Consider the following 14,035-nt stretch of genomic DNA (forward strand, 5'->3'; position numbering starts at 1 on the left):
AAATAATGAAACAGATGATAATGAAGAGGAAACACATTTTTACATTAGCAGCAGGAGTATTGCTATTAGCTTCCTGCGGACCTAAACTGCACCGTTATAGCTGCGGTGGAAGGAAACGCTGCATAAGCCATGTCGAAAAAGAAAGACCGGCTGCTGATAAATCAGTCCAAAAAGTACAGACTAAAGACTCATAAAAAAAGCCTCACGAAGTGAGGCTTTTTAGTGCCCTCTCCCTTCTAAAACTAAAGCAAAAAGGAGTAGAAACCTTAATAACCCAAATCTTGTATTTTATTACAGCATTTTAATCAAAAACACTGCAGTCCATTTCTTCTACCACTGTTTTGGTCTGATCCAGTTCAGTAGTAGCATAACCACATGATTTCATTTTGTTATACACATTAAACCATGCTGTTTTATAAGCCTGGCAGTTGGCTACTGTCTGATTAGAGCTTAATGCACTGGTTTTTTCCAGCAGTATGTTCGACAGATTCTCAACCTCGTCCAAACAGTTATCACCACTTACATTTGTAGTTTCTTCCTCTTCGCACGCAATACTTACCAACGCAAGCGCGGCAACAAATAAGATAAATTTCACTTTCATATCGTTCTGATTTAAGATTAATATGAAGTCAAAGGTATTTTACCCGTTTGATATAAGTCATAGGCTATTAACTAAAGCTAATAAGGATTTTACCTAGAAATGATCGTGTATCCTGAAAAGAAAAAGCGAAAACTGAATCAATTTGCCAGTAGTGAAATATCCACCACTTTAATAATCTCTTCAAAGTCGGCAATTACAGAAGTATGTGCTGCGGTGTTTTTAGGATCTTTTATAAACCTGTCGATATTGTAAAGCCAAAGGTCCATTTCGTCTTCGGTATGATTACGGTCGTGTGAAGATAATGGCAGTTTATTGAGTTCCTTAAAGATGTTATCACGTATTTCTGCACGTTCTGAAGCATCAGATGTTGCAAGGAAATCGGCAATCAGCTTATTTAGCAGTGCCTTTTTTTCAGATTTAGTCATAGCGTTGGATTTGGTATCTTAAAGGTACGATAAAACAGGATTAATTCCCTACGGGAAAATAAAAACCCACTTGAATTATCTTCTACCAAAATTATTTCCCTAAGGGGAAATCTCATTACGGCTATCGTAGCGCGTAGCGATTTAATTTCGGCAGACAAGACATTCAGATATGGTAAACATTTCCCGTAGGGAATAAATTACACCTACAAGGTTAAATTGTACAGCACCATGTTAAAACCGCTTGACCCGCTTCTTTAAAATGCGTATATTAGTGATATATTTACAACCCATATATGACCTATTACAAAGCCATTTTCAGGCTGCCGGGAGGCAGCGAACTTAAAGCCGACAGAGGCTACGTTCCTGATGCGTTTTTCAACGCCCTTTTTGAAGTTACAACTACAGATATTGTTGATATACACGAAGGCGGATTTATCCTTTCTACCGAAATGCATGAAAAACTGAGCGTGCCCGATCACTTTACCAGCTATGCTATTACCGGACTGAATGCGTCTGAAGAAGAAAAGTTTTCGCCTGAATTCCACATCAAACTACTGGAACATCTTAGGGAAGCGAACCATGCCCGCCCTATTGAGGAGCATTACAATTACCAGGTATTTATGATGGAGTATATTGAGGAAGTACCGGATGATGATTAAGCCTGACCCCTAGCCCCTCTCCAAAGGAGAGGGGAACTCATATCGAATAATTAAAGCTTCTGAGAAGCGGCATATTTATAGCAAATAATGCATAATCCCATAAAGAGCTCCGGAGGAGCGGCATATAATCATACCGCTTCTCCAGTGTTCTTAACATTCCATCCACAATAAACTATAAATATATCGCCCCGCCGGGGCTAAATAAAAAACCGGACATCGCTGCCCGGTTTTTTAAAATATAAACACGAAATTATTTAATGCTTATTGCACATCCTCCACCAGGAGCCAGTTTCTGGTCAAGCTTCGTTTTGCTTGTTACCTTAATGGTTTTGATGGTATAGCTTTGCGGATTTTTCTCGTAGTGAGCATCGGCACCATCAGCATAGATTGTTGCTGTATAGGTTTTACCTTTTGGCAGGTACTCAAAAGTAATTTTTGCCGTACGGGCATTCTCATCATTGATAGCACCTACATACCATTCTTCTTTACCTTTAGCCTTACGTGCTATTGTAATATAATCACCCGGCTCTGCCTCAAGAATATAACTGTTATCCCAGTCTACCGCTACATCTTTAATGAACTGGAATGCATCCATGTATTTGTTATATGTTTCCGGAAGATCGGCAGCCATTTGTAATGGGCTGTACATTGTCACGTAAAGCGCTAGTTGTTTTACAAGCGTAGTGTGAACAAATGAATTGTTCTCAGGATTGTAAGCACTTACTTTAGTCTGGAAGATACCCGGAGTATAATCCATAGGGCCACCCATCAAACGTGTAAACGGAAGGATAGTTGTATGATCTGGGTTATTACCACCAAAAGCTTCATACTCTGTACCACGGGCTGCCTCGTTTCCGATAAGGTTCGGGTACGTACGGCTTAATCCTGTAGGACGTACTGCCTCATGAGCATTTACCATTATTTTGTAATCTGCCGCTTTTGTAATAGCATAATTATAGTGATTGATCATACTCTGGCTATAGTGGAACTCTCCTCTTGGGATAATATCGCCTACATAACCGCTTTTTACAGCATTATAGCCATAATCATTCATCAGTTGGTATGCTTTATCCATATGACGCTCATAATTCGCTGCAGCACCCGATGTTTCGTGGTGCATAATGATCTTCACCCCTTTTGAGTGTGCATAGTCGTTAAGCGCCTTGATATCAAAGTCAGGATATGGCGTTACGAAATCGAAAACATACTCTTTCGATTTCCCGAACCAGTCTTCCCAACCTTCGTTCCAGCCTTCTACAAGTACCGCATCAAAACCATGTTTTGCAGCAAAGTCAATATACTCTCTAACGTGAGCATTGTTAGCAGCGTGCTTACCATTCGGTTTTGTTTTAGAATAGTCAAGCTCACCCAGTTTTACGTTAGTAAGGTCGTTATAAGCCCATGTACTTTTACCTGTAATCATTTCCCACCATACACCTACATATTTCACTGGTTTGATCCATGAAACATCTTTGTATTTAGTAGGCTCATTAAGGTTCAGTATCAGTTTAGAAGCAAGGATATCAGTTGCTTTATCACTAACTACCACCGTTCTCCAAGGCGACTGTGTAGTAGTTTGCATATAACCTTTGTCACCAATTGCATCAGGAGTAAGCCATGATTCCAGGATCATGTTCTTGTCATCAAGGTTAAGCGACATACAAGAATAGTTAATTAGTCCCGCCTCATGAATATTGATGTACAAACCATCATTACTTTTCATCATAAGCGGAGTCTGTAATCCTGTATCAGAGAATGGATGCTGAGAAGCATTTGGTGTAACCGCTTCTTTCATTTTACCACGAACTTCAGACAGTTTAGATGTTACCGTGCTGTATTCCTGTGTATCATAATCACCCGGAAGCCAGAATGCTTTGTGGTCACCCGCAAGTGCAAACTGTGTTTTTTCTTCCTTAATTACGAAGTAGTTAAGGTTGGGTTGTTCAGGGAATTCGTAACGGAAACCAAGACCGTCATTAAACAACCTGAAACGGATATTGATAAACCTGCCTTTTTCAGCCTGCTGTGCAACAGTAACCACAAGCTCGTTATAGTTGTTACGAATGTCCTTTTGCTCACCCCATACCGGACTCCAGGTTTCATCAAAACTAGCTTGCTTTGTCCCGGTAACGGTAAAGCCTTCAAGCATATCGGCCTCTTTTTTAAGGTCAAGTCCCAGTTTACTGGTTTTTATAACCGGCTTATTCTTGTAAGTAAGTTGATAAGTAGGCTCTCCTTTTGCGCTCAGGGCAAAAGTAAGCGAAAGGTTTTTGTCGGGTGACGAGATGGTTTGTGCACCTGCCAGAGCCGCTGCCAGAAGTAAAACGGCAGAAAACAGTTTCTTCATAGTATAGATTTTGTCTTTTGAAATGCTAAATTACCCAAATTCAGCACATAAACATAAATATACATAATCGAAACCGTTTTCGTGTTGACAACTTTATGAATTTACATATCCATACAGTAGTTAAATCAAGAGTTTAAAGAATCTACTTAACACAATCACTTTTTCTAAAATCAATAATAACAGTATCAGAATTCAGTTTTCGTAAATAATAAAATTTTGACTCTAATAACAATTCTCCTTTACAGTAATAATCATCAGTCTGAAGGATATTAACACTATTAAGTTCACTGTTTATATTCACCTCCTTACTCCATGAAGTATATTGCCCAATAGGCGCCTGAACCAAATTCTCGAATATTGGGAATTGGGAATAGGTAAAATTATTTTTAGGAGCAATAACCATCTTGCCTGAAATAACAATATTCTTAAGGGATTTACCTTTTAAATAAGGTCTAATTTCAGAAATAAAATCTTTAGTAAACTCAGTTTGTCTGGTAAGGACTTTTCCGAATTGTGCCATCAGCAGAAAAGAAAAAAACACTAACAGTGCTACCGAAAATCTACTTAACCATTGAAACGCATTAACCTTTATATATTTATGAAAATATACACAAACCATCAAAAAGAAACCCAGCCCACAAAAGGTTCTCAAGTCCCAATAAGTGTCCACCAACAAAAGACTCACACCACATATCAACCAGAAATTAACCCCTAAAACAATTAACAGCAATGGAAGAATCAATAGTCTCTTTAATTTTTCTTTTGCAGAATATACAAAAAACCCCAGACCCAACACTGTAAAAGAAAGAAACAGCATTACCCAGTACTTATAGTTACCGGACCTCAGCAATAATGATATTCTTTGAAAGAAAAGATCATTATTCTTTGTCAGCAACTCACTGAAATTGGCTTCACTAATAATTAACCCAGCCCTGTCAGACATATCAAGATTAAGCACTTTTAATGCAATCATGTATGAGATATAAGCTAAAAGAAAACTTGCTACGATAATCGAAAAATTGGCAAAGAAACGTTTCCATTCGAATTGAATCATTTCCCGAATCAGGAACACAGAGCCTACAATAAAAAATACGGTAGCACTACTCTGGTATAAACCAAGAGCCAAGAAAACCCCAATAAAAGAAGCAATCGCAAACTTTATCCTGTTATGAAAAAAAATATAAGGAATAACAACGACAAACAGAGATAATGCCATCGGTAAACAGTCAAACTTGTATACGAGATTACCCAAAAAAGCAGGCGCAGTAACAACCAGTAATGAAGACCATTTTATAATTCGGTTTTCTTCAAGCCCCATCATCTCTGTTAAAAGATATCCTGTAAAACCGAGTATCGAAGCACTTAACACTAATGAGAATGGATGAAAAGACATAACCGCACTATTTAGCGACCATACTTTAGCTAATAGAGTTGCTATAAATCTCCCATCATGCTGCCAGCCATAACCAAAGAGATCCCTGCCATAATCATCCAGGTACGTGTAATCAGCTGTTAATAGAGGTAAAATGTATAATAATGATATCCCCAGCGTAACCTTTAACGATTTTTTATCCTGAAGTAAACTATCCAGCTCTTTGATTCTCATTAATTGATTTTTTTATAATGTATTTAGGTCTTTGTTTTGTTTCCAGATAAGTTCGCCCAAGGTATTCTCCTATTACACCAATCCCAATAAGCTGTACACCCCCAAAAAACAGTACAGCTACCATTAGAGAAGCATATCCTGAGACATTAATACCGAAGAAGAGCTTTTCAATAATAATTTTTAAGCCATATAAAAAAGAGATGAAAGCCGTTATGCCACCAAAGTAAGTCCATATCTTTAACGGAAGGGTTGAAAACGAAGTGATGCCCTGAATAGCTAAATTCCACAATTTGAAGAAATTGAATTTAGTATCACCTTCATTCCTTGCAGGCCTTACATAAGTAACAACCACAGTATCAAAACCAACCCAACTCATAAGCCCTTTCATAAAAAGCTGGTTTTCTTTAAGTTTTAGTATCTCGTTTACTACCTGGCGTGTCATCAGGCGAAAGTCACCTACATTATCTTCAAGCTTAAGCGAAGACATTTTATTATTCACCTTATAAAACATTTCAGCCGACCTCCTTTTCAAATAACTATCTGTCCCTCTGTCTATTCGCTTCGCTAAAACAACATCAGCTCCTTCCTCATATTTTTTCAGCATCTCAAAAACAACTTCAAAAGGATCCTGAAGATCAACATCCATAGGAATAATCAAATCTCCTGAGGCATGCTCAAGCCCTGCAAAAAGAGCCGATTCCTTACCAAAATTTCTTGAAAAGAGTATTGCCCTGACATAAACATATTTATTCGCTAGTGCTTCAAGAATAGCAGCAGTATTATCTTTGCTGCCATCATCAACAAACTGAATATCAAAATTATAATTCAATTCTGAAAATTTCGGATAATGTATATTGAACTCATCTATAAAGGTATTGAGATTCAACTGTTCATTATACACAGGCACTACAAGAGTAACATTCATACTTAGCAATTATTTATGTCAATTCCGAATCAACATATAAGATTGTAAATATAAATTAATTAAGAATTGACACTACCATGTTAAATCATAAAATCGCTTTTTTCTGACAACTCAGTAAAATAATGTCTTTATTTATTAGCGCCAAAAAAAGCAATATTAAAACTCAAAACACTATAAACCAAAAGCTTAACGCTTTTAATATTACGCAGCAAAAGAGCATTTTTGGCGTTTTTGAGATACCAAAAGCGTAAGATTAACACTTTTTTGAGTCATTTGTGTAAGATATTACTCTAAATAAAAATCCCTTGCTGAAGCAAGGGATTTTTCAATTTTATATCTTTTTGCAAATCACTGAAAACTACGACCGCAAACTTTATACTTTTATGAAGCCGTTTTAAGACGCTTTAAAAGTGTCCTGTTCAGGTGGTGTTCTACATAGTCTTTATCGATATGCAGTTCCTTCTCTTCAGACCCTGGCAATTCATACATTGCTTCGGTTAGGATAGCCTCACAAAGCGAACGTAACCCTCTGGCACCCAGCTTGTACTCCAGTGCTTTTTCTACAATATAGTCAAGCGCATCGTTTTCTACAGTAAGAGCAACCTCATCCATAGCGAATAACTTAACATATTGTTTTACAAGGGCATTCTTAGGCTCAGTAAGAATAGCACGAAGCGTTTCCCTATCCAGTGGATCCATATGCGTAAGCACCGGCATACGCCCGATGATCTCAGGAATAAGTCCGAAATCTTTAACATCCTTTGGGATAATATATTGCAACAGGTTATCCTTATCTATGTTGTCTGTATTCCTTGACGTGCTGTACCCAACCGCTTGACGGTTAAGCCTTTTTGATATGATACGTTCTATACCATCAAAAGCACCTCCGGCAATAAACAGGATATCCTGTGTATTTACCTCAATGAATTTCTGGTCAGGGTGTTTACGGCCACCTTTCGGCGGAACGTTAACTACCGTACCTTCAAGCAGTTTCAGTAAAGCCTGCTGTACTCCCTCACCCGATACGTCACGGGTAATAGAAGGGTTGTCGCTTTTACGGGCAATCTTGTCTATCTCATCGATAAACACAATACCACGCTCAGCTTTTTTAACATCATAGTCAGCAGCCTGTAACAGACGCGTTAGTATACTCTCTACGTCCTCACCCACGTAACCTGCTTCAGTAAGTACCGTAGCATCTACAATAGTTAAAGGCACATTAAGCATACGTGCGATGGTTTTAGCCACCAGTGTTTTTCCGGTACCAGTCTGGCCCACCATAAGGATGTTACTCTTTTCGATCTCAACACCATCATCGCCGGCAGGCTGCATAAGTCTCTTGTAGTGGTTGTATACCGCTACAGAAAGCACTTTTTTAGTCTGATCCTGACCAATAACATACTGATCAAGGAATGCGCGTATTTCTTTAGGCTTTTTAAGCTCAAGCTCGGCAGATAATGCCGATGTACCTGACTGCCTTAATTCTTCAAGCACAATGCCGTGAGCCTGCTCTATGCATCGGTCACAGATGTGCGCGCTAATACCCGCTATAAGCAGGTTTGTTTCCGGCTTCTTCCTACCACAAAAAGAACACTCTAATACTTCTTTAGCCATTTTTATTCATTTGGTAATGCAACAATAAGACTAACATATAGCCCTATTGTTACATAACTCAGGTTTTATTTTTTTATTCTCTGATCAAAACTTCATCGATCATTCCATACTCTTTAGCTTCAGGAGCTTTCATCCAGTAATCCCTTTCGCTGTCTTTATGTACTTTTTCAAAAGTCTGGCCTGAATGCTTAGAGATAATCTCATAAAGCTCATCTTTAAGCTTAAGCATCTCTTTAAGGTTAATCTCCATATCGGTAGCAACACCCTGCGCACCTCCTGATGGCTGGTGAATCATAACCCTTGAGTGTGGCAATGCCGAACGTTTTCCCGCTGCACCAGCACATAAAAGCACTGCACCCATAGAAGCAGCCATACCTGTACAGATAGTAGCTACATCAGGACGGATATACTGCATCGTATCATACATACCAAGACCTGCATAAACGCTACCGCCCGGTGAGTTAATATATATCTGGATATCCTTAGAAGCATCTGTACTCTCAAGGAATAATAACTGCGCCTGTACGATGTTAGCGATCTGGTCGTCGATACCTGTACCAAGGAATATAATCCTGTCCATCATAAGACGCGAGAAAACGTCAAGCTGGGCAACGTTCATTGTACGCTCTTCCATGATGTAAGGTGTCATTCCTGTTGGTGTAACACGGCTTATAAGTTTATCGTAGTATAAGTTGTTTATGCCGTGATGTTTAGTAGCATATTTGTGAAATTCTTTTCCGTAATTCATAATTGAAGTAAAATAAATTTATTTGTTTGCATTAAAGAACGAAACGCCAGCCCAAACGGACTGACGTTCAAATATACTTATTTTTTACGAGAATTATTCTCCGTACATTTCTTTAACAAACTCCTGATATGTAACATCTTTCGTTTTGTATTTCACTTTTTCTTTGAAAAGGTTAAGCATTTTTTCGCTCATTACCTGCTCAGAAAGTCTCTTAACTTCATCTTTGTTAGATAGTACTCTTGCAACGATGTTATCTACATCTTCCTGGCTTGGATCAAGCTGACCGAACTGTGCCATTTGTTTTTTAATAACCTCTGCAGTATACGCTTTAAGGTCGTCAAAAGTTATCTGAAGACCATTCTCAGCAATCACTTTTCCTTCAATAAGCTGGTAACGAAGACCGTTTTCTGATTTTTTGTACTCAGCCTCAGCCTCTTCAGCCGTTAGCGTAGTCTCACCTGCAGTCTGAAGCCATTTTACAAGGAATTCAGCCGGAAGCTCAAATTTAGTGTTCTCGATTAGCGACTCAGTTACATCATTAAGGAATTTCTGATCTGCCTGAGAACCAAATTGCTGCTCTGCATCCTCTTTAATTTTTTCTTTAAGCTGCTCTACAGATGTTACAACACCTTCTCCAAACAGTTTATCAAAAAGCTCCTGGTTAAGTTCAGCTTTCTCAGATGTGTTGATCTCGCTGATAGTAAAGTTTACTTCTACATCAAGACCGTGAACATCATCATGCCCTACTTTTAGGTAGTCCATTAGTTTGTGATCATCATCAAAAAGACCTTTTGTAGAAACAGTAACTACATCACCAACTTTTTTACCAAGGAATTTTTTACCAGTAGTTTTTGTTTTGAAGATATCAGAAGAGATAGTAGCCTCAGCGTTGATACCTTTCTCCTCGTTAGTAAAAGTACCACGGATATCATCACCTTCTTCTGATTTCTCTTTAGAGATAAGTTTACCAAATTGTTTCTGAATGCGCTCTACCTGCTCATTAAGCATAGTCTCATCAGCAGTGATGTTGTATTTTACAACTTTATTCTTAGCACCAAGATCTACTGAAAACTCAGGAGCAAGACCAAGTTCGAACTCAAAAGAGAAATCGTCAGCATCCCAGTTAAAATCTTCAGTTACTTTTGGTAGCGGGTTACCAAGTATATCAAGTTTTTCTTCTACAAGATAATCGTTAAGAGAAGTCTGAAGTAATTTGTTTACTTCATCTAAAAGTACAGCTTTACCGTATTGTTTTACGATAAGGCTCATAGGAACAGCACCTTTCCTGAAACCCGGAATGCTTGCATTTTTCCTGTAGTCCTGTAAAACTTTGTCTACTTTTTGTTTGTAATCTTCTTTACTTACAGCTACTGTTACAACAGCGTTTAATGCATCTACCTGCTCTCTTGTAATATTCATTATCTAAATTTGTTTTATATCCATATAAATTTGGGTTGCAAAATTATAGTTTTTTTACAACCCATACAAGTTTTTAAATTATTGTCTACCAATATCCTGAAAAAAAGAAGTGCAATTATTATCCTTAGTCTTTTTTACCTGAAAGCGAAGCTACCAACGACTGACAGAAAGAAAGCACAAGACTAAACAACAACGCCCTCCAGAAACCAAGAACTTCAAAGCCTTCTACCAGCGAATCGCACAGCATTATTATTAATGCATTGATTACCAGCAAAAACAAACCCAAGGTAAAAATAGTTACAGGAAGGGTAAAAAGCACTAATAAAGGTTTGATAAAAATATTAAGCAGTCCCAGCACCAATGCCACTATAAATGCAGTAAAAAAACTATCTACCCTTACACCCGGCATTAAATAAGACAGTAGTATTACAAACAATGCAGTAAAGAAAATATTGATAAGTGTTTTCATAATATCCGTTTTATACAAAATTAAAAAATGCATTTAAAATGCGAGAGATTTAGTTCCCGCAATAATAAACCCTAACGTCGCCCACTCTTTTGGAGAGGAGTTGGGGTGAGGCCAAAATTAAAAAAAGCATCCGCTGAGGCGGATGCTTTTAAGATTTATGTACCCTTGTACCGTTAGTTTGAAGTCAGTACCGTAGCACCCGGATATGCACCAGGTATTACAAAAGGTAAATGCGCTTTATAATGACTGTTGATCACTTTTATAAACTCGTTAGCCACAATAGCATAACCCCTTGCGTTTGGATGCACTCCATCAAGAGAGAACACTACAGTGTTAGCTGTAGCAGAACTAAAGTATCCTGCTTTATAAATTTGTCCGTCAGCCGTCTGAAGACCTGTTACAAGCTGGTTAAGCACTGCGTTCATATCTGCAACAGCAAGTCCTTTAGAAGTAGCTATAGCTTTAATAGTTGTATTAAACGCTGTTGTTGCATTATTAATAAGTGTAATTTCAGAAGGCACTAAAAGGTGCTGATCCTGTAGCGGATAAGTAATACCAAACTTGTTAAGCGGATCGATACCTCCGGTAGCCGTTGTGCCGATAGCTGTTCTCGTAGTTAAAAGTACAAGATCAGCAGAAGTAGCCTGTCTTGCCTGTCCGTAAACAGCCCCTAAATAAGGTGCAAGTGCAACAAGTTGCGGATTACCACTTGCTGCAGCTACTGCAGATATCTGAGCACCAACATCAGCAAGACCCTCATCTTTAATCAGTAGTGGGTTAGCATCAGTAGCAGACAACAGGTTTATTCTTGATCCCTGGCCAATAGCAGTAAGTATTTGCTTAAGCGGACCGTATAACTGCTGATTAAGCGCAGCAATTGTAGCCTGACCTACCTGCTCATTACCCTGACCTATTACTGATGCCGTAAGAGGATTGTAAGGAACAGTTGTAAAATAAGGAATAGATGTTACATTTGGAATAGTAGCACAAACACCTTTAGCACCATTTGCCGTTAAAGCGTTAGTTATATTAGAATAAATACTGGCAAATACAGTAGGATCGGTAATATCATTATCGCCGTATGAAGAAGGATCAAAATTACCAGTCTGGTCTACTCCTACACCTCCTGAAGTTGCAAATGCCAACACATCCATATCGCCTACCCAGTTCGTAAAGAATGTAGGATTTTTAGCCACCGCATCACCTAAAACTGTTGCAGATGGAGAAGAAGCCTGACGCACAAAGTAAGGATTAGCCTTACCTGTTGTACCCAGTACCTGAAGGCTACCATAACCCGGAGCTATGAAATGATATGACTTTGCTCCCGGAACACCCATGTTATTATATGGACCAGGAACTATATTAGACACTAAAGACGACGGACCTCCTGAAATTGGCTCCGGACCTCCTGTTGACGTATTGATAACAAGTCTTGTAGAAGTTGTTATGCCCGGACCTAAAATCATACCTCCGGTATTATTTACATCATCCTCATAAGAAGGCTGCGTAAATGCACCTCCCCCCACAAGCGCAAACTGCTGTGAAAGAATATTTGGAAATGAATTCTTCTGGCCTTCGCGATAAACGGTACCATCAATATAACCGGCAGTAAGCGAGTTACCTATTGCCACATATGAACTGAAGTCAGCCTCTCCGGCACTGTAACTGGCGTTGCTAACCTCATTATCAAATTCCGGCTGACAGCCTGCAAATACAGCTGAAAGAACCGCTAAGTATATAAATTTATTTTTCATGATATTTTTTTCAGATTAGAACTTGTACGATAAACCAATACCCGGCGAGAAAACCACATTTTTGTATGTTCCACCAAATGAAACATTTGTATTTCCGTCTTCAATATAATGATCATACGATGCATTAACCTCACTAAAGTGAAGGTAAAGGAAAGAAGCATCAACACCTAAGTTAGGCGTAATCATATATGTTAAACCACCTGTATAACCGGTAGAGTCGTTTCTTGGCGTTTCAGGAGCAAAGTATCCGTTTTGTACCGGGCTCTCGTCATAATAAATACCTGCACGGAAAGAGAACTTATCATTGTGTTTATATTGCGCACCAAATCTGTAAGTACTTGCATCTTTATAGTTACGCGGATTGTATGACTGCGGCACCTGAGAAGTAGCTGTTGGTTTGAAATCTACCACTAACGCATCATATACATTCCAGAATGCTCTGTTGTAATCAAAAGCAACTAACCATTTATCTGTTAACTGAACCGAAAGACCGGCAGTAATTTCTGCAGGAAGCGGAAGATCTGCATTAAAAGTTGTATTACCCAACTGTATATCCTGAGCCGATGTTGGAGCATCAGCAAGATAAGCCGGCACCTGATTAAAAGTAGCATCACCATCGCGTGCTTCCATTGTAATTTCAGAACGGTAGTTAACACCTAATCTTACTTTATCCGTTGGGTTAACCATAAAACCTGCGCTCCATCCCCAAGCAGTTACATTTTTAGCTTCAATGGTAACATCTGTTTTATTGCCTTGTTCATCGGTAACGCTTCGCCCAACATTTCTGTTAAAGTCTACACCACCGGTAACAAAGATAGGTCCACCACCTACACTAAACTCATCACTAACTTTTACCGAAACAATAGGCTGTATATATATTGCCTTAAGATCAATATTGTTTACAAGATGAGCTCCTTCCCAATCCTGATCCCATTCTACAGCACTACCATAAGGGCTGTAAACTGCAAGACCAACCGACAACCAGTCCGTAGCTTTATAAGCAATATAAGCACTGAAAGGTGTCCCTGTGTTCTCTGTAGAATTTCTAAGATTGTTTTCCAGACTCTGGAATTTAGTACGCGCAAAAAGAGCATTTGCACCTACTGATGCGCTAAAGCGATCTTCAAGATATACCGCTCCCGCAGGGTTAAAGAACAATACCTCGGCACTGTTCACAACAGCTACTCCGGTATGCCCCATCGCTAATTGTTTCTGACCCTGAAGACTCACGCGGTATCCTCCGGCGAAAGCCGATGATGTTGCAAGAGCCATCATTGTTAAAGATAATAGTTTTCTCATAAGTTTAAGACGTGTTAGTTTCCCGTTGTTAAAAATTGTATTTCAAATTTATAATATTTTATGAATTACACAATAGGAAACGTCAAAATATTATGCATTCATAATAATTATATTGTCAAAAATTACGTATCAATTTTGAAAAATTATCATAAATATTATTTAAAATTGC

13 protein-coding genes are annotated in these 14,035 nt (G+C 38.6%); 2 read left to right on the forward strand and 11 right to left on the reverse strand.

What is annotated here, in order from left to right; translation table 11 throughout:
- Nucleotides 1-20: 20 nt before the first annotated feature.
- Nucleotides 21-194, forward strand: coding sequence for a hypothetical protein (locus DEU42_RS17460; protein WP_158537880.1), 174 nt, complete (start codon nucleotides 21-23; stop codon nucleotides 192-194).
- Nucleotides 195-301: 107 nt separating this feature from the next.
- On the opposite strand, the gene DEU42_RS12450 is transcribed toward DEU42_RS17460, so the two are convergent.
- The gene (locus tag DEU42_RS12450; protein ID WP_114758626.1) at nucleotides 302-601 is read right to left on the reverse strand and encodes a hypothetical protein; all 300 of its coding nucleotides are present in this window, start codon (nucleotides 599-601) and stop codon (nucleotides 302-304) included.
- 137 nt (nucleotides 602-738) lie between these two features.
- Nucleotides 739-1,026, reverse strand: coding sequence for a hypothetical protein (locus DEU42_RS12455; protein ID WP_114758627.1), 288 nt, complete (start codon nucleotides 1,024-1,026; stop codon nucleotides 739-741).
- 293 nt (nucleotides 1,027-1,319) lie between these two features.
- On the opposite strand from DEU42_RS12455, the gene DEU42_RS12460 reads away from it, so the two are divergent.
- Nucleotides 1,320-1,685, forward strand: coding sequence for a hypothetical protein (locus DEU42_RS12460; protein ID WP_114758628.1), 366 nt, complete (start codon nucleotides 1,320-1,322; stop codon nucleotides 1,683-1,685).
- A gap of 250 nt (nucleotides 1,686-1,935) precedes the next feature.
- Here the strand turns inward: DEU42_RS12460 and DEU42_RS12465 are convergent, their stop codons facing one another.
- The 9 genes from DEU42_RS12465 to DEU42_RS12505 all read right to left on the reverse strand — a co-directional run bounded on the left by DEU42_RS12465 (nucleotide 1,936) and on the right by DEU42_RS12505 (nucleotide 13,866).
- Nucleotides 1,936-4,032: a glycoside hydrolase family 97 protein gene (locus DEU42_RS12465; RefSeq protein WP_114758629.1), complete on the reverse strand. Its 2,097-nt coding sequence runs from the start codon at nucleotides 4,030-4,032 to the stop codon at nucleotides 1,936-1,938.
- 142 nt (nucleotides 4,033-4,174) lie between these two features.
- Nucleotides 4,175-5,638 (reverse strand): glucosyltransferase domain-containing protein, encoded by a 1,464-nt coding sequence (locus tag DEU42_RS12470; RefSeq protein WP_114758630.1) that lies wholly within the window; start codon nucleotides 5,636-5,638, stop codon nucleotides 4,175-4,177.
- The gene (locus DEU42_RS12475; RefSeq protein WP_114758631.1) at nucleotides 5,616-6,563 is read right to left on the reverse strand and encodes a glycosyltransferase family 2 protein; all 948 of its coding nucleotides are present in this window, start codon (nucleotides 6,561-6,563) and stop codon (nucleotides 5,616-5,618) included. The genes DEU42_RS12470 and DEU42_RS12475 overlap by 23 nt, the downstream gene beginning before the upstream one ends.
- A 381-nt stretch (nucleotides 6,564-6,944) precedes the next feature.
- Nucleotides 6,945-8,177, reverse strand: a complete 1,233-nt coding sequence (gene clpX, locus DEU42_RS12480) for an ATP-dependent Clp protease ATP-binding subunit ClpX (RefSeq protein WP_114758632.1) — start codon at nucleotides 8,175-8,177, stop codon at nucleotides 6,945-6,947.
- A 73-nt stretch (nucleotides 8,178-8,250) separates the two neighbouring features.
- Nucleotides 8,251-8,925 (reverse strand): ATP-dependent Clp endopeptidase proteolytic subunit ClpP, encoded by a 675-nt coding sequence (gene clpP / locus DEU42_RS12485; protein WP_114758633.1) that lies wholly within the window; start codon nucleotides 8,923-8,925, stop codon nucleotides 8,251-8,253.
- Nucleotides 8,926-9,018: 93 nt separating this feature from the next.
- Nucleotides 9,019-10,344 (reverse strand): trigger factor, encoded by a 1,326-nt coding sequence (gene tig / locus DEU42_RS12490; RefSeq protein WP_114758634.1) that lies wholly within the window; start codon nucleotides 10,342-10,344, stop codon nucleotides 9,019-9,021.
- Nucleotides 10,345-10,468: 124 nt separating this feature from the next.
- Entirely contained in the window at nucleotides 10,469-10,813 is a 345-nt protein-coding gene (locus DEU42_RS12495; RefSeq protein WP_114758635.1) for a phage holin family protein, read from the reverse strand.
- Nucleotides 10,814-10,986: 173 nt separating this feature from the next.
- Nucleotides 10,987-12,567 (reverse strand): G-D-S-L family lipolytic protein, encoded by a 1,581-nt coding sequence (locus DEU42_RS12500; protein WP_114758636.1) that lies wholly within the window; start codon nucleotides 12,565-12,567, stop codon nucleotides 10,987-10,989.
- 15 nt (nucleotides 12,568-12,582) lie between these two features.
- A complete protein-coding gene (locus DEU42_RS12505; RefSeq protein WP_114758637.1) occupies nucleotides 12,583-13,866 on the reverse strand; it encodes an OmpP1/FadL family transporter in 1,284 nt (427 codons plus the stop codon).
- Nucleotides 13,867-14,035: the final 169 nt, after the last annotated feature.

Origin of the sequence: Flavobacterium sp. AG291 (genome assembly GCF_003350375.1) — a bacterium.
Classification (GTDB): domain Bacteria; phylum Bacteroidota; class Bacteroidia; order Flavobacteriales; family Flavobacteriaceae; genus Flavobacterium; species Flavobacterium suzhouense.